We start from the raw sequence: 16823 nt of genomic DNA on the forward strand, positions 1-16823 counted from the left end.
CATATATATTTTTGTATAATAAAATTGCTTTACATTGCGAAATATAGAAAGGCTAAGAAGATGGAAAACATTAAACGTGAAATGATAGCGTACTGGTCGCAGCGGGTCGACGAGTTTTCGGCGCAGCGGTGCCGGGAGTTTCAAAGCCCGAAGCGGCAGTTGTGGATAGAGGAATTTCAGCGGTATTTTTCGATGGACGCGCCGCTGCGTATTTTAGACGTCGGCACGGGAACGGGATTTTTTGCCAATATCCTGGCCCTGGAGGGGCACGACGTCGTCGGCATCGATTTGACGGAGCACATGATTGTCGAAGCGAAGCGGAAAGCGGAGCTATACCATGTGCCGTCGGCGTTTTACGTCATGGATGCGGAACGGCCCGAGTTTCCCGACGCTTCTTTCGACGTCGTCATATCGCGCAATCTGACCTGGGCTCTTCCCAATTTAGGCAAGGCCTATAAGGCGTGGCGGCGCGTGCTGAAGGATGGCGGCCTGCTGCTGAATTTTGATGCCGATTATTGTCATGAAAAGGCGGATATGCCGCTGCCGGCTGCCCATGCGCACCAACAGATTGCGCCGTCGCTGCTGGCTGAATACGAACGGATGAAGACGGTACTTCGCCGGCCGGAGCTGCGCCCGCAGCGGGATTGCGAGCTATTGGCCGAGGCGGGATTCCGCGATGTCCGCATGGATCTGTCTGTTTGGAAGCGCATATATCGTGACGTAGACGAGTTTTATAATCCTACGCCTATATTCTGTATTGCGGCGTATGCTTGACGAGGGATGACTATGGCGGCTTATGAAAGCTATGAACAAGAGAATATGGCCTATTGGACGAACCGCGCGCCGGGATATTCGGCGGTCCATCAAAGCGAGCTGGGTTCAAGCCAGCGGGACGTCTGGAGACGGACGCTGCTGCGGCACATAGAGGCGGTTTTCAGTAAGGAGAACGCCTCTTCCATCCGCGTGCTGGACGTCGGCACGGGGCCGGGATTTTTCGCCATTTTACTGGCTGAACGGGGTTATGAGGTGACGGCCGTCGATTATACGGCGTCTATGCTGGAAGAAGCGAAAGGCAATGCCGGACGGCTCGGCCGGTCCATACGGTTTTGCCGTATGAACGCGGAGCAGCTGGCCTTTGCCGACGGGTATTTCGACGTCGTCGTCACGCGGAACCTGACCTGGAATCTTCCGCACCCTGACAAGGCTTACGGCGAGTGGCGGCGCGTCCTGAAGCCGGGCGGCCTGCTGCTGAACTTCGATGCCAACTGGTATCGGTATTTATACGATGAGGAAGCGCGGCAAGGATATCTGGAAGACAGAGAGCGCATCCGCCGGAGCGGCGTCGCCGACGAGACCGACGGGACGGATATACCGGCTATGGAAGCGATTGCCGGCAAAGCGCCTCTGTCGGGGCGCGTGCGCCCGCAGTGGGATTTAGACCTCCTGCGGCGCTTAGGGATGGACGCCGTCGCCGACGAGGAAATATGGAAGACAGTGTGGACGCGGGAAGAACGCATCAATAACGGCTCGACGCCTATGTTTATGATAAAGGCTGTGAAGCGGTTATGACGATGTATGTGATAAAACGGCTTCTGCAGCTGATTCCGATTTTGTTGGGAATTACCTTTCTGTCTTTTGCTATGATGCATATTGCCGGCAGCGATGCAGTCGTTCAAAAATATGACCGGGCCGGCATCGCTGTCGCCGCCGAGGTCGTCGCGGCCGAACGGGCGCAGTTGGGCTTGGACCGGCCGTTTCTGGCGCAATATCTCGTCTGGCTGGGAAATCTGCTGCATGGCAATATGGGCGTCAGCTTCATGACGGGGCGCGACGTTTTTGCTACCTTCATGGATAAGCTGCCGGCGACGCTGCTTCTTACGGCGTCGTCCGTCCTGCTGACGGTCGCCGTTTCGGTTCCGCTGGGCATTGCGGCAGCAGTCCGGCGCAACTCGCCTGCAGATTACGTCATCCGCTTTTTCAGTTTTTGCGGCAACAGCATGCCTAATTTTTTTCTGGCCTTGGTGCTGCTGTATCTGTTTGCCGTCCAGATTCCCCTGTTCCCAGTCCTTTCCTCGGGGGAAGGCTTGGAGCATCTGGCGCTGCCGACGGCGACACTGGCTATTGCGATGTCCGCCAAGTATTTGCGGCAAGTGCGGGCGGCTGTGCTGGAAGAAATGGGCAAGGACTATGTGCTGGGTACGAAATCGAGAGGCATTCCCTTTTCCTGGACGCTGCGGCGCAGTATCCTGCGGGCTTCCTTCGGCACAATCCTGACGCTGCTGGCTCTTTCCATCGGCAGCCTGCTGGGCGGGACGGCCATTGTAGAATCTATTTTCATGTGGGACGGCGTGGGAAAGCTAGCCGTCGACGCGATTCACGGCCGGGATTATCCTATGATTCAGGCCTATGTCGTATGGATGGCCTTCATATACGTCGTCGTCAACTTGCTGACTGATATCGTCTATCGGATAGCGGACCCGCAGATTGGCTGGAAAGAGGGGCGGCGCTGATGTTACCGGAAGCTCTTAGTTCTTGTAAGGCGCTGAAGCGGCGCCTTATCTTGTTTTCTCTCTGCGCCGCCGCATTGCTGTGCGTCGCGGCCTTCGGCGCGTATCTGTGCCCTTACGACCCGTATGCCCAGCAGTATGACGCGGCTCTTCAGGCTCCGGGCTGGGAGCACTGGCTGGGAACGGACCGCTACGGCCGCGACATGCTGTCCCGGATTCTCGCCGGCGCGCAGCTCAGCATTTTTTCGGCCTTAGCCCTCGTCGCTGCGATAGCTTGCATCGGCACGGGCGTTGGACTGCTGTGCGGATATTACGGCGGAAAGGCGGACGCTTTGTTCATGCGCCTGGCCGACGTTTGCCTGGCCTTTCCCAGCTTGATTTTTGCCATGGCTATAGCAGCCGTGTTACACGGCGGGATTCACAATGCCGTCGTCGCCTTAGGAGCCGTCAGTTGGCCTAAGTACGCCCGCTTGGTCCGAAGCCGGACCTTGGCATTGAAAGAGCAGAAGTTCATTTTAGCGGCTCAGATGGCCGGTTCTCTGCCGCGGCAGATCCTGATCCGCCATATATTGCCGAACTGCCTGGGAACGATCGTCGTGACGGCGGCTTTGGACATCGGTACGATGATGATGGAGCTGGCGGCCCTGTCCTTTTTGGGATTAGGCGCCAAGCCGCCGGCCGCTGAATGGGGCAGCATGATGAGCACGGGACGAAGCATGCTGCAGACCTATCCCTGGGTCGTCCTGTCTCCCGGAGCGGCTATTTTTCTTTCCGTAGCTATATTGAATCTATGGGGCGATGCGCTGCGCGATTATATAGACCCGAAAGAGCGGGGACGGTAATGGGGAGGTTTGCGAGGATGAATAAAAAACGGTTTATAGCGTGGATTGCGGTGGCGCTCCTGCTGCTGACGGCGGCCGGCTGCGGTGGTACGGAAGAGGTGAACCGTTCCGCCGGCGGAAAAACCTTTGTCATGGGCGATACGACCTTTAACCCTGAAAACAACGAGCCCGACATCAATCCGCACAACGACAACAGCGGCTGGGCCTGTATCCGCTACGGCGTAGGGGAGACGCTGTTCCGATACTCCGATACGATGGAAATTGAGCCGTGGCTGGCGGAAAGCTATGAGCCTGTCGACGAGGTGACGTGGCGGATTGTCCTGCGCAGGAATGTGAACTTTACCAGCGGACGGCCTGTAGACGCCCAGGCCGTCAAGGAATGTCTGGAGCATTTGATCGCCGTCCATAAGCGGGCGGCCGGCGATTTGCATATCGCTTCGATGGAAGCGGACGGACAGGTGCTGACGATTCGGACGACGGTTCCCGTGCCGGCCCTGCCCAATTATCTGTCCGACCCATACGGTTGCATCATCGACATGCAGGCCGGCATTACCCGCGACGGCATGGTGACGGCGACGGGGCCGTATAAGGCCGTGTCCCTCGTGTCCGGAGACCGCGTCGACCTCGTAAAAAATGACGCCTATTGGAACGGCGAGCCCAAGCTGGATTCGATTACGATACGGACTATTTCCGACGGCGATACGCTGACTATGGCCCTGCAGTCCGGTGAAATCGACGCGGCCTACGGCATGCCCTATGCCAGCTATCCCCTGTTTCAAAACGACGAGTACACGATCAGCAGCGCGGCTACAAGCCGCACCTTCTTTGTCTGGATGAATTTCGACAGTCCTCTGATGCAGGATGAAGCCGTCCGCAAAGCGATTTCCATGGCCATTGACAAGCAGGGCTTTGTCGACGCCTTGCTCCATGGAAACGGCTACCCTGCCGCCGGTCCCTTTCCCGATACGTTTGCCTTCGGCGGCGATGCGGCGAAGGCCGAGCCCTATGACTTAGAAGGGGCCCGGCGCGTATTGGACGACGCCGGCTGGAAGGATGAAGACGGCGACGGCGTTCGGGAAAAGGACGGGCGCAGGCTGGCCCTCCGCTGGCTTACCTATCCGAGCCGTCAGGAACTGCCGTTGCTGGCCGAATCGGCTCAGGCGACGCTGAAGCAGATTGGCGTCGCTGTGGATATACAGTGTACGGCTGACCACAACCGCGTGAAAAAGGACCGCTCCGCCTGGGACGTCTATGCCAGCGCGATGGTGACGGCTCCGTCGGGAGACCCGCAGTATTTCTTCACCTACTGCTGCCTCGACGGGTCGGACAGCAATACGGGCCGGTATCACAGCGATGCCCTGGAAGAATTAGCCCGGAAGATGGAAGGGACCTTTGACCCCGATGAACGGGGCGCGCTGGCCGTGCAGATGGCGCAGACTATCCTGGACGACCACGCCTATGTATTTTGCTCCCATTTGAAGATGAGCATGATCGCCAGGAAGGGCGTCGTCGGCCTTGCGGCTCATCCCTGCGATTTTTATGAAATTACGGCGGATTTAGATAAGACGTGAGGATAATGGACATGAAAGAGGCGGTCATCGCCTATGACAACGTAGACATCTGCTATGACGGGCGGACAGTCGTGCGGCAGGCGACGTTTTCGCTGCAGCCGGGAGAGATATTGGGGATTGTCGGCGAGTCCGGAAGCGGCAAGAGCACCCTCCTGCAAAGCGCTATGAATCTCTTAGGCCCGGGAGGCGCCGTGACGCAGGGACATATTTGGTTTCAAGGACAGGATATACTGGCGTTATCGGACGAAGGGATGCGGCGTCTTTGCGGTGCACAGATGGCCATGGTCTTTCAGGATGCCGCGGCGTCGCTGTGTCCGGTGCGGACCATAGGCAGTCAAATCTGCGAGGCTGCGGCGGCCCATTTGGATATGGGGAAGGAAGAGGTCCGGCGGCAGACTTTGGAGCTTTTCGCGCGCTTGGGATTTTCAGACGGCCGGCGCGTATGGGAAAGCTATCCTTTTGAGCTGTCAGGAGGCATGAATCAGCGCGCGGCCTTAGTCTTGGTCATGCTGCTGAAGCCGGCCCTGCTGCTGGCCGACGAGCCGACGAGCGCTCTCGACGTCTGCGCGCAGAAGCAGGTACTGGATGAGCTGCTGTATCTGCGGGACCAGTACGGTACGGCGATTATGCTGGTCACGCACGACATGGGCGTCGTGTCCCGTGTAGCCGATTACGTACTGGTCGTAAAGGAAGGTCAGATGATAGAATACGGACCGGCGAAAGACGTGCTGGCCTCGCCGGCCCAGGCGTATACGAAGGAGCTGCTGGCTGCCGTGCCGAAGCTGCGGAGGGACAGACGATGACTGTTTTGGAACTGCAAGAAGTGACGAAAGTATTTCCAGGAAGAAAGGGCGCTCAGGTCAGGGCGCTGGATAGGGTTAGTTTTTGCATAGAAGAAGGCGAAAGCGTCGGCCTGATCGGCCCGTCCGGGTCGGGAAAGAGCACCGTCGCCAATGCGGTATGCCGCTTTATCGACGTGACGTCAGGACGTATTTTGCTGAGAGGCTGCGATATTACAGAGGCCAGGGGAAAGGCCCTGCGGCAGGCGTATAAAGAGGTGCAAATGGTATTTCAGTCGCCTCGGTCGTCCTTTGACCCGCGGCGGACACTGGGAGACGGCGTCGGAGAATGTCTTAAGAACGGCGGCATCGGCAAAGACGAACGGCGGGAACGGGTGAGAGCGCTGCTGGAACGATGCGGATTGCCTGCTGCCGCCGCCGATTGGTATCCTCATGAGGTCAGCGGCGGCCAATGCCAGCGGGCGGCCATCGCCCGCGCCTTGGCGGCACAGCCGCGGCTGCTTGTTTGCGACGAAGCGACGAGCGCCTTGGACGTCATGGCCCAACGGCAGATTCTCAAACTGCTGCTGGGGCTAAAGGCCGAGGGGCGTCTCCAGCTCCTGTTTATTACGCACAATTTGGCTGTAGCGCAGCAGTGCTGCGACCGGCTTGTCGTCATGGACAAGGGCCGGATTGTAGAAGAAGGAAGGACGGACGACGTCGTTTGCCGTCCCCAAAGCGAATACACGAGGCGCCTTATCGAGGCCGTCCTATACTGACGAAAAAGGGCTCCTCCATAGCCTGCATGGGACTAGGGAGGAGCCTTTTTCGTATGATTGTATTTATTTTTTCAAATTAGGCGTGCAGTCGACGATGATACTGTCATATTCTTCGCCGTTCTTATTTTTCATGACCGTATAGGTTCCCTTCGTGTCGGGAATCGCTTTTTCCAGCATATGGCTGTGCCATTTTTCTACAGTCATGGTCATGCCGCCCGTTTGCTGGCTGTTTTCAGACTGCTTCTTGCCGTCGCGGGGAAGAAGCGTATCCGTTGCCGGTTCTTTGCCGTCTTTAGCCGGCAAGGTAATCGTAACGGCCCGGTCCTTTTCAAACACGACTTCGTAGAGGCCGCCCTTGTATACTTTCAGCGTGTCGCCTTGCGCATAGGGATGGCCGAATTCGGCTTCCCAATCCTGGGCCGTATCGCCGAGGCCGGCAACTTCGCCGATCGTGGCCTTTTCAGCTTTTCCCTTGTCGACTTGCTGTTCCTGCGTGGTCTTGGCCTTATTGGCGTCCTGCGTGTCTGTCTGGGAGCAGCCGGCGCTGACGAACAGCGTCAGAATGGCCAGGACGACGGCTAATTGTTTTTTCATATTCAGTACCTCCTTGCTGTATATTACCGCCGGCGGCGGTTGTCCCCGCCCTTATGAAGCGTTTTGTGGCGCTTGCTTTTCGTAGGCTGGTACGTGCTGGCCGGCAGCTTGTCCTTGTATACCTTTTTCTTTTTGGGAGGCCGCGCGCTGGCCTTGACTTTGATTTTGCCGCTCGTCGTATATTTGGTAATCGTAGCGTGAATGCTGTGTTCGATGCGGCGGACCCAGTCTTCGTCGGCGCCGGTGGCGAACATGACGGACAATCCTTCGTTGCCGGCCCGGCCTGTCCGGCCGATGCGGTGGATATAATAATCTACGTCACGGGGGACGTCGTAATTGAATACGTGCGTAATGCCTTCGATGTCGATGCCGCGTGCGGCGATATCCGTCGCCACGAGAATCTGCGTCTTAGCCCGGGCGAAGTCGCGCAGCACCTGGGTACGGCGGCCTTGGGACATGTCGCCGTGAAGCTCGCCGATGTTGAAGCCGGCGGCGATGAGCTGACCGGCCAGCTGGGCCGTCCGCTCTTTAGTGTTGCAGAATACGACGGCCAGGTAGGGATTCATCTCCTGCAGCATCTGGCACAGCATGGGGAATTTTTTATCCTCGCTGGTCATGTAGATGCGCTGTTCAATTTGCTCCAGGGCGATGGTTTCGCCTTCCAATACGCGGAGCGACAGGGGATTCTGCATGTGTTTTTTTGCCAGGCCTCTGATTTTGTCCGGTATGGTGGCGGAGAAAAACAGGAGCTGACGGCGCTTGGGCGTCATGCTGATGAGGATGTCGACGTCTTCTAAAAATCCCGACTGCAGCATTTGGTCCGCTTCGTCGACGACGACCCGGCCGACGCCGCTTAAATCGAGGGAATTGCGGCGGCAGTGGTCCAGGAGGCGGCCCGGCGTGCCGATGATGACGTGGGGATGGCGGTGCAGCTTCTGCAGCTGGTTTTCAATCGTCTTGCCGCCGATGAGGCTGAGGACGTCGACACCTAGGGCCGGAGCCAAGGCGTCGGCTACTTCGGCAATCTGCCGGGCCAGCTCGCGCGTCGGCGCGATGATAAGCACTTGCTCCATGTGGACGTTTGGCTTGACCTGCTGCAGCGACGGCAGGAGGAAAGCGTAGGTTTTTCCCGTGCCGGTCTGAGCCTGGGCCAGTATATCGCGCCCTTTAAATACAGGCGGAATGGCCTGTTCCTGTATGGCCGTAGCCTCGCGGATGCCCTGCTTGCGCAGCAGTTCGCAAAGCTCCGACGTAATGCCTAGGGATTGGAATGTTTTGGACATGATTGTGTAAATACCTTTCTATGTAAATATTTGCGTAATTATTATCTATTGTACACAAGAGCCGTCTTTTTCGCAATAGAAGATTGCACCGGCCGGCTATAACGACTACCCATGTATGCCCTGTATGTGGTATACTTAATTATTAAGCAAGAGAGTTCCTGTAATGGAGGTACAGAAAAGAAATGAGTGGCTGTTGCGATGTAATTCGTCAGTGCGTGTTCATGTGTTTTTTTATTATCCCGATTCCCATCGGGGCGTATACGATACATAACGGCTCCAGCGCCGTCGTGGCCCTGGTGAGCTATACGGTCTTGTCCTTCCTGGTTCCCTGGGCCTATTTAGGCAGCGCCGAAGCGCGGTTTGGCCCGGAACAGCGGAAGATAAGCCGGGCTGCCTTTGTCGTCATGTGGCTGGCCGTCGCCGCGGCCTTTGTCGTCTTCAGCGCCTGCATGGGCGATATCTGGAAATCGTCGTCCTTTTGGGAATGGCCGACTGTTGGACGGGATATCGTATTCATTGTCGGCATGTACGGCAAGGTATGCGTCACGCTGCTGCTGGCCTATGGCCTGGCCTGCCTGACCGGGTCGGATACGGCGAAGGGAGGGAGCCTATGAGAGCATCTGTGACAGATTGCGTGCGGGCAGTTCTGCGGCTGGCTCTTTGGACAGTCCCCATTCCCTTCGGCGCCTTTGCGTCCGATAAGGGCCTGTTCGTATCCCTGTCGGTCCTGGTGTTCATTTTGGCTTCGCTGAGCCTGCCAATTACGGTGCGCCGCCGGCAGATGAAAGGGACGGGAACGTCGCAATATGCGTCCGTAGGCGCAATACTATACGGCGGCATCGTCGCCCTGTGCGTTGCCGTCGCCATTCTCAACGGCCTCATGGCCTATCCGTTTTGGCAGGAATACGCCTTGCGGGTCGCCTCCTTTTTCGTATGGATGATGGGGACCCTGACGCTGCAGTCTCTGGCTGCCTGGGGCGTGAATTGGTGGCTGAAGCGCCGCCGGGCCTACTGGTTTTCCGAATTTCTGGATACGATTTTATATAGCCTGCCTCTGCCTTGCGCCGTCATGGGCATGCTTCTGTTTCCGGATGTCGGCGACGGCGAAGTAACGACCAGCCTGGTCGTCGGCGTGATGGGCATCATGGGCTTTGGATTTATCGCTATGGGCATATGCGTCATCGCCGTGTTCGCCTTTTATTTTTTCCCGTCAAAGGGCCTGCCGGGGAAGGAGCGGATTATCCAGTGCCTGCGCATCGTCGTGATGACGGCTGTCTGGCTGGTGGCGAATTCGATTATCTTTGACAGCCGCCTGCAAATTTTCAGCTCCCTTATTTTCCAATGCATGCCTGTCGTGCAAAATAATTTTCTTGTATTCATTACGCCGTTTGTCGTAGAAAGCTGTTTGGTCATTGCCTCTGTCGCCGTTGGAAACGTGTTTGTCATGGCTATGTATAAATTCATAAAATAATTACGACCGATATAAAAAGAGCCGATCCGCGAGGACCGGCTCTTTTGCACGTGTTTATTTATTTTGCAGCGGCAAGGGCTGTTTCAGGATATTGAAACGGACCATGTAAATCATCCAGCCGATGAAGGCTGCCAGGCAGCCGCTGAAGAAGGTTACGGCGTCTGTCGTCGTCAGGGCGTAAATGCAGTAAATAATAGATACGCCGGACAGGAAAATAGACGTATTTCTGTTGCAGACGGCATTGGAAATCTGTTCTTTTTCCAAGATAGATTTCAATGCGAAAGCGCAGAAGATGTAAGGAATAACGTTTGTCACGACGGCCAGGTTTGCCAGGAGCTCGAACTGTTTGGCCAGCGTCGGGCTGATGGTCATCAGGGCCAGGCAGCTTTGCATAGCCAGGATGAGGATCATGCCTTTGACCGGAACGTCGGCGTTGGTGACCTTGGCGAATACCTTCGGGAACAAGCCCCGCTGGGCGCTGGTCTTAAAGACGCGGGCCAGGGTAAACTGCCACGACAGGAGCGAGCCGGCGCAGGAGAAGACCATCAGGCCCATGACGACCTTGCCGGCCGTAGAGCCGAGCATGTACGAAAAGGCCAGGCCGAAGGGGGCGCTGGAGCTCAGGATTTCCGCATTGGGAACGATGCCGGCAATGACGTTCGTCGAGGCGACATAGATAAACGCTACGCCCAAGGTGCTGACGAAGGTTGCGATGGGAACGGAACGCTGCGGATTTTCTACGGCGTCCATGTTGACGGCAGCCGATTCCAGACCCAGGAAAGACCAGAGGGTCAGGGCAATGGAATTGCCGACGGCGTCGATGAACCCGACGTCGTTCGGATTCCACGAAGAAATCCACGTAGACGGTTCAAACCAGTACCAACCGATGAGCGAGATGCCCAGGACGGGAATAATCGCGCCCCAGATCGTTATCGTGCTGAGCTTGCCCGAATAGCGGGAGCCGCTGAAATTTAACGCGGCCGCGATCCAGAGCAAGGCGATTGTATATAAACATGTTTGCAGCGGCGTAAAGGAGGTTCCTAAGAACCCGGCGCCATATCCTACGGCAGAAATGGCGATAGCCACGTTTGCAATGACGATGGAAACTGCATAGGCATAATTTGCCATAAAATGTCCTATTCGCCCGAAGGCGTATTCGGAATAACCGCCCATTCCGCCAGGCTTCGTAGTAAACATGCCGCATCGGGCGAAAGTCATAGCCAGGGCGAGCGAGCCGAGAGCCGTAATTAACCACGAAATAATGGAAATCGTACCGACTTCAGCAAGTTTGGTCGGCAGCATGATGATGCCTGCCCCCAACATATTGGCTGCAGTGACGAAGGTCAGCTGAACCAAAGACATTTTACGACGTGTAGTTTTCATTATCAGTCCTTCTTTCATTGTAAAATTTTAGTATGAACAACTATTTATTTTGGCTAGTTCATTCTATCATTTTTGTGAAGAAAATAAAATAGTTTTTGAAAAATAATTATATGAAAATAGTACGTATAGAGAACGTTATATACCGTAAAGATATAGTAAAAAACTTTCCCATTTTTTACATTGTCAGAAGTGCAAAAAAACGCATGGACAAAGATGCCCATGCGTTTAGTTACGAAAATATCAATTGAAATTAGTCGATGTTTTCTACGATGCAAGCCGTGCCCTGGCCGCCGCCGATGCAGAGGGTAGCCAAGCCGTATTTGCCGCCGACTTCTTTCAAGCCGTAGAGCAGCGTAACGAGGATACGAGCGCCGGAAGCTCCGATCGGATGGCCGAGAGCGATAGCGCCGCCGTGGATGTTGACTTTGCTCATGTCGAGGCCGAGTTCGCGAACAACGTATACGGACTGTGCTGCGAACGCTTCGTTAGCTTCTACGAGGGAGAGATCGTCAGCTGTGAGGCCGGCTTTTTCCAAAGCTTTGCGGGAAGAAGGAACAGGTCCGATACCCATGATGGAAGGATCAACGCCTGCGGAAGCGTAGCTTACGACTTTAGCCATCGGTTTGAGGCCGAGTTCAGCAGCTTTTTCAGCAGACATTACGACGAATGCAGCTGCGCCGTCGTTGATGCCGGATGCGTTGCCAGCCGTTACGGTGCCGCCTTTTTTGAAGGCCGGTTTTAATTTAGCGAGGCTTTCAACCGTCGTGCCTTCACGCGGGAATTCGTCTGTATCGAAAACAGTGTCGCCTTTTTTGCCATGGATGACGACAGGAACGATCTGATCCTTGAATGCGCCGCTCTTAATAGCTTCGCAAGCTTTCTGCTGGGAACGAGCGCCCAAAGCGTCCTGATCTTCACGGGAAACGCCGAACTGTTCAGCTACGTTTTCAGCCGTGATGCCCATGTGGTAATCGTTGAAAGCGTCCCACAAGCCGTCTTTAATCATCGTGTCGACCAATACGCCGTTGCCCATACGGTAGCCATAACGAGCTTTAGGAATAGCGTACGGAGCTGCGGACATGTTTTCCATACCGCCTGCTACGATAACGTCGGCGTCGCCGGCTTTAATCATCTGAGCGGCGAGGGATACGCAGCGGAGACCGGAACCGCAGACTTTGTTGATCGTCATAGCCGGCGTTTCAACGGGGAGACCTGCTTTGATCATAGCCTGACGAGCAGGGTTCTGGCCCTGAGCAGCCTGGAGAACGTTGCCCATAACGACTTCGTCAACGATAGCTTTGTCGATGCCTGCGCGTTTGATGGCTTCTTCGATAACGATAGCGCCCAAATCTGCTGCAGGAACGTCTTTCAGGGAACCGCCAAATTTACCAATAGCTGTACGGCAAGCACTTACGATTACTACTTCTTTCACAGAAAATCACTCCTTATGGTTTGAATGTAATAGTATGTCCGGATAAGACATACATGTTGCAAATGTATCATCAGTATGAATGATATATTGTTATTATAATCATAACAAACTTTTCAACATAAATGCAAGAGGGTATACAAAGTTATTACAAAAAATAATACCTTATACATATATTTTTGTTTGCTATGATTCATAATCGAAAAATAATTAATGATGACCTGAAACACTGCTGCGGCTGATATGGCGTCACAGCCTATAGCAAATTTTGGAACATCATCGGTATAACGGGAAAGATGAGTTCTAAATTTCACAATCTCGTTATACATATAGTACATTTTTTCACAAATAAATGCAAGAGGAAAAAAGCGTTTGCTTATATTAAATACTCATATTTGAATATGATACAGCTAAAAAACGCATAATACATGAATAAACTGAAGAAATATATTTATTATAATGTTTTAATTATAGATAAGGTAATAAGAGCATATTGCTCAAAGCGTATAGTTTGTTATGTGAAATAAATAACGATAGTTCAATTTATTGTTAACTTAAAATAATTTATATAGTTGACACTGATAAATGAAATTGCTATAATCCCATACATATTGAACAGAAAGAAGGGATGCTGATGATGCAGCTGATTCAGCAGCTGGCTGCCTGTAAAAGCTATGATTTTTCCGGCTGGTTCCTGGCAGAAGCCTCGCTGTGCCTGGAAGGAAAGGCCCATTCGTTTTCATTGGAGATCTGCCGAAAGACGGAGCGGCGGGCCGTGCTGCAAGTGCTGGGATGGGATGAAGGCGGCAGGTGCCGTCAGTCGCTGACGGTATTGCTGGTCAAGCCTCTCAGCCTTTCCCGGGAGATTATATCGGCCGAGGCCGAGGGTGCTCCTGATGGCGAAGTCCTGTGGCGTCATGTTTTTTCTGATGAGGAAATACAGGATTACCTGGCCGTCAGCGGCGATGCCAACGAAATACATCGGGGAAAGAGGGCCGTCGTCCCCGGATTGTGCTTTCTGGAACGGCTGCTGTCGTCGCTGGATGAAGACGGCCTTCGCTGGCGCTGCAAATTCCGAAAGCCCGTATATGCCGGCGAAGAGCTCTGCCTCGTGGAGACGGCTGCCGGTATAGAAGGCTATGTCGGCGGCCGCCTGGTAAATACGATAGAACGATTACCCTATAAGGAGCGTGTACATGATGAAATCAACAACATATGATGCCGGAACGCTGACGCGGCTGGCCCTGCTCATCGCCATGAACTGCGTATCAGCGTATATGATTATTCCTCTGCCCTTTTCTATGTCGCCTATATCGCTGCAGACGCTGGTCGTCAATTTGGTGGCCTATCTGCTGCCGCCGAAGCAGGCCTGTGCCGCGATGCTGGCGTACGTCTGCATCGGCCTTATCGGCATCCCCGTGTTTACGGGCGGCGCGTCCGGCCCGGGAAAAATGTTCGGCCCTACAGGCGGGTATATTTGGGGGTATGTCGTCGCCGTGATGCTCATTGCCTGGCTGAAGGGGAAGGAGTACAATTTCAAGCGCTTCGCCCTTGTCGGCGTCTGCATCGGCCTGCCGGTCATCGACGTGCTGGGATGCATCCAGCTGAAGCTCATCACTGGCATGACATGGGAGGCGGCCGTGCTCAGCGGCGTGCTTCCCTTTATCCCCCTGGATATCGTCAAGTGCCTGGGGGCGGCGGCTTTGGCCCGGCCCTTGTATAAGATCCTGGGGGCGATGCGATGAACGACGTGTATATTGCCGGCGGCCTGCGCAGCTACATCGGCGTGTATAACGGCATGTACCGCCATGTGCCGGCAGAGAAGCTGGGCGCAGCCGTTTTGCAGGAAGTGATCCGTGCATACGGGCTGGTCCGCATCGACGAAATCATCGGCGGCAACAGCGTAGGCTGCGGCGGCAACATTACCCGGCTGGCCGCGCTGGAAGCGGGATTGGATGTATCCGTACCGGCCGTGACCGTCGACATGCAGTGCTGCAGCGGCCTGGAAAGCGTTGCCATCGCGGCGGCAAAGGTGGCTTCGGGACAGGCGGAATGTATTCTGGCCGGCGGCTTTGACAGCGCGTCTACCCAGCCGCGGCGAAGCTGTCATCCCAATCATCCGGCCTACCGCGGCGATGAGAACTGGTATATGACGGCTCAATTCAGCCCGCAGGTATGGAGTGAAGACTGTATGCTCCGCTGCGCCGAGTACACGGCGGAACAATTCCATATTACGCGGGAGATGCTGGATGCCTGGGTCCTTCGCAGCCATGCTCTGGCCGGAGAGGCCGTGCGGGAAGGCGTGTTTCAGCTGTGCATTGCCCCTGTATGGGGCGGCGCGCGGGATGAAGGCATTCGCCCTGCCATGCGTCCGCAGCTGCTGCGGCGCTTGAAGCCGGTATTGCCCGATGGAACAGTGATTACAGCGGCCAATGCCTGCCTCACCAACGACGGTGCAGCCTTTGTGATCGTGTGTTCTCCTGCGTACGCCCGCCGGTATGGACTGCAGCCAGCCGTTAAAATACGCGGCGTCGTTTCCTGCGGCACAGACCCGCTGCTGAGTCCCGTCGGAGCGGTGCAGGCCGCAGAAGCCGTGCTGACACGATGCGGTTTGCACGGCGAAGACATAGATATTTTTGAAATCAATGAGGCCTTCGCCCTGATCAGCGAATTATTTGCCCGCCAGTTTCCACGCTGCGTGGCGGCTTACAATCCCTTCGGCGGAGCCTTGGCATACGGCCATCCTTATGGGGCGACCGGTGCCGTGCTGCTTCTGCACGCTATCGAAGGGCTGCGGGCCCGGGACGGCGCGCTGGGCTGCTGCAGTATTGCCGGCGCCGGCGGCCTGGGCAAGGCTATGATTATAGAAAGAGTGTAGACTATGGATTACTTATCACTTATTAAAGAACAGGACGCTGAAAAAACGGCCCTCGTTACGGAAACCTGCCGGTATACCTACGGCCAGCTGGCGCGCCGGGCTCAGGCGCTGCGGGATGCCGTCGGCGGAGAACGTGCCTGCCGGTGGATTTATGCCGATACGATTGCCGAACAACTGATTCAGTTTTTGGCTTATGCCGGCACAAACTGGGTACCGGTCATCGCTCCGCAGACAAGATATGGCCGGCATGATTGTTCGCAAGTCCCGCCGGAAGCGGCCTGTATGGGCGTGATGACATCCGGTTCGTCAGGCCGGCCGAAGCTGTGGTGGCGGACCTATGACAGCTGGGCATCCTTTTTTCCCGCGCAGAACGGCGTATTCGGCGTCGATGAAACTACGGTCATGCTTTGCCAGGGGAGCCTGGCCTTTACGGGAAACTTAAACATGTATCTCGGCGTATTTTCCGCCGGAGGCACTGTCATAGGAGCCGACGGCTTCCATCCTAAGCAGTGGCTGACGATGATAGAAACGTACCGGGTCAACGCGCTGTATATGATTCCGGCGAAGCTGTTTCTCTTGATGAAGCAGATGAAAGCCTCCGGCTGTGCTGCCGATACGGTGACGCACATGATCAGCGGTTCCCAGGCCTTGGGAAAACGGCAGGCTGGTCAGCTGAAGCAAGTCTTTCCTAGAGCGGAGATTGTCTTGTACTACGGTTCCAGCGAATTGAACTATATCACTTACATCAGGGATGAGGACATGACCGATGACGACACCCTCGTAGGCCGGCCCTTCGCAGGGGTTCATGTCGCCGTGCAGGAGGATACGCAGGAAATTACCGTCTCCACGGCAGGCCATGTGCTGGGCTTATCCATGCCCTACGCGACCCATGACCGGGGATATATTGACGACGGCGGCCTGCTCCATTACCTTGGCCGCAGCGACGATATCTGCCGGGTTAATGGCGTCAGCATATCGGCCTATAAAGTGGAAAGGGCGCTGCGGGAATGCATTCCCGACGCAGAGGGGGCCGTCGTCGTCCTGCGCCGGCCTCACAGAGACGAGCTCATCGCTTATATTTCTTCATCCGATGTATGGAAACAGGATAAAATGCGCTGCATAGCGGCGCTGCGTCGACGGCTGCTGCCTCAGGAGGTTCCGGACCGTTTTATTGAAACAGCGCATTTGCCTAAAAATGAAAGCGGAAAAATTGATAAAGGACGTCTATTATCTATGACGAGCTCTTTGTAATTGTGATATAATAGAGACGATATTCGATTATAGACTAACAGCGATAGGGCTGTACA

The 16823-nt window shown here is 55.3% G+C and carries 17 protein-coding genes; 13 read left to right on the forward strand and 4 right to left on the reverse strand.

Translation table 11 applies throughout. The features are described from left to right. Positions 1–60 precede the first annotated feature (60 nt). From B5F80_RS00635 to B5F80_RS00665, 7 genes are read left to right on the forward strand one after another with little or no spacing between them, the layout of a single operon-like run. Positions 61–774, forward strand: a complete 714-nt coding sequence (locus B5F80_RS00635; RefSeq protein WP_087476877.1) for a class I SAM-dependent methyltransferase — start codon at positions 61–63, stop codon at positions 772–774. A 12-nt stretch (positions 775–786) separates the two neighbouring features. Then, complete coding sequence (locus B5F80_RS00640) at positions 787–1569, forward strand: class I SAM-dependent methyltransferase (protein ID WP_087476878.1); 783 nt, start codon at positions 787–789, stop codon at positions 1567–1569. A gap of 2 nt (positions 1570–1571) precedes the next feature. Beyond that, positions 1572–2510: an ABC transporter permease gene (locus tag B5F80_RS00645; protein ID WP_204246304.1), complete on the forward strand. Its 939-nt coding sequence runs from the start codon at positions 1572–1574 to the stop codon at positions 2508–2510. Further along, on the forward strand, positions 2510–3349 hold the full coding sequence (nikC, locus tag B5F80_RS00650; protein ID WP_087476880.1) for a nickel transporter permease: 840 nt from the start codon (positions 2510–2512) through the stop codon (positions 3347–3349). The genes B5F80_RS00645 and nikC overlap by 1 nt, the downstream gene beginning before the upstream one ends. A gap of 17 nt (positions 3350–3366) precedes the next feature. Beyond that, the gene (locus B5F80_RS00655; protein WP_087476881.1) at positions 3367–4920 is read left to right on the forward strand and encodes an ABC transporter substrate-binding protein; all 1554 of its coding nucleotides are present in this window, start codon (positions 3367–3369) and stop codon (positions 4918–4920) included. A 5-nt stretch (positions 4921–4925) separates the two neighbouring features. Then, positions 4926–5723, forward strand: a complete 798-nt coding sequence (locus B5F80_RS00660) for an ABC transporter ATP-binding protein (RefSeq protein WP_204246305.1) — start codon at positions 4926–4928, stop codon at positions 5721–5723. Beyond that, positions 5720–6478 carry a dipeptide/oligopeptide/nickel ABC transporter ATP-binding protein gene (locus tag B5F80_RS00665; RefSeq protein ID WP_087476883.1) on the forward strand — a complete coding sequence of 253 codons (759 nt, stop codon included), beginning with the start codon at positions 5720–5722 and terminating at the stop codon, positions 6476–6478. Before B5F80_RS00660 ends, B5F80_RS00665 begins: the two co-directional genes overlap by 4 nt. Before the next feature lie 63 nt (positions 6479–6541). Here B5F80_RS00665 and B5F80_RS00670 read toward each other — a convergent pair whose 3' ends face one another. Both B5F80_RS00670 and B5F80_RS00675 read right to left on the reverse strand, forming a co-directional pair. After that, positions 6542–7072, reverse strand: coding sequence for a hypothetical protein (locus B5F80_RS00670; RefSeq protein ID WP_087476884.1), 531 nt, complete (start codon positions 7070–7072; stop codon positions 6542–6544). Positions 7073–7095: 23 nt separating this feature from the next. Continuing rightward, positions 7096–8355, reverse strand: a complete 1260-nt coding sequence (locus B5F80_RS00675; protein WP_087476885.1) for a DEAD/DEAH box helicase — start codon at positions 8353–8355, stop codon at positions 7096–7098. 182 nt (positions 8356–8537) lie between these two features. On the opposite strand from B5F80_RS00675, the gene B5F80_RS00680 reads away from it, so the two are divergent. After that, the gene (locus tag B5F80_RS00680; protein WP_087476886.1) at positions 8538–8969 is read left to right on the forward strand and encodes a hypothetical protein; all 432 of its coding nucleotides are present in this window, start codon (positions 8538–8540) and stop codon (positions 8967–8969) included. Beyond that, the gene (locus B5F80_RS00685; RefSeq protein ID WP_087476887.1) at positions 8966–9826 is read left to right on the forward strand and encodes a hypothetical protein; all 861 of its coding nucleotides are present in this window, start codon (positions 8966–8968) and stop codon (positions 9824–9826) included. The genes B5F80_RS00680 and B5F80_RS00685 overlap by 4 nt, the downstream gene beginning before the upstream one ends. Positions 9827–9880: 54 nt before the next feature. Here B5F80_RS00685 and potE read toward each other — a convergent pair whose 3' ends face one another. Both potE and B5F80_RS00695 read right to left on the reverse strand, forming a co-directional pair. After that, the gene (potE, locus tag B5F80_RS00690) at positions 9881–11209 is read right to left on the reverse strand and encodes a putrescine-ornithine antiporter (protein ID WP_087476888.1); all 1329 of its coding nucleotides are present in this window, start codon (positions 11207–11209) and stop codon (positions 9881–9883) included. A gap of 250 nt (positions 11210–11459) precedes the next feature. Then, positions 11460–12641, reverse strand: coding sequence for an acetyl-CoA C-acetyltransferase (locus B5F80_RS00695; protein WP_087476889.1), 1182 nt, complete (start codon positions 12639–12641; stop codon positions 11460–11462). Between the two features lie 631 nt (positions 12642–13272). Between B5F80_RS00695 and B5F80_RS00700 the strand changes: the two genes are divergently transcribed. Genes B5F80_RS00700 through B5F80_RS00715 form a run of 4 tightly spaced genes read left to right on the forward strand, consistent with a single transcriptional unit; the run spans position 13273 to position 16767 of the window. After that, positions 13273–13857 carry a MaoC family dehydratase gene (locus B5F80_RS00700; RefSeq protein WP_087476890.1) on the forward strand — a complete coding sequence of 195 codons (585 nt, stop codon included), beginning with the start codon at positions 13273–13275 and terminating at the stop codon, positions 13855–13857. Continuing rightward, positions 13835–14383 (forward strand): biotin transporter BioY, encoded by a 549-nt coding sequence (locus tag B5F80_RS00705; protein ID WP_239386274.1) that lies wholly within the window; start codon positions 13835–13837, stop codon positions 14381–14383. Before B5F80_RS00700 ends, B5F80_RS00705 begins: the two co-directional genes overlap by 23 nt. Continuing rightward, on the forward strand, positions 14380–15516 hold the full coding sequence (locus tag B5F80_RS00710; RefSeq protein WP_087476892.1) for a thiolase family protein: 1137 nt from the start codon (positions 14380–14382) through the stop codon (positions 15514–15516). The genes B5F80_RS00705 and B5F80_RS00710 overlap by 4 nt, the downstream gene beginning before the upstream one ends. 3 nt (positions 15517–15519) lie before the next feature. Next, on the forward strand, positions 15520–16767 hold the full coding sequence (locus tag B5F80_RS00715) for an AMP-binding protein (protein WP_087476893.1): 1248 nt from the start codon (positions 15520–15522) through the stop codon (positions 16765–16767). The last annotated feature ends 56 nt before the right edge of the window (positions 16768–16823 follow it).

This window comes from Megasphaera sp. An286 (genome assembly GCF_002163455.1).
Taxonomy (GTDB): Bacteria; Bacillota; Negativicutes; order Veillonellales; family Megasphaeraceae; genus Megasphaera; species Megasphaera stantonii.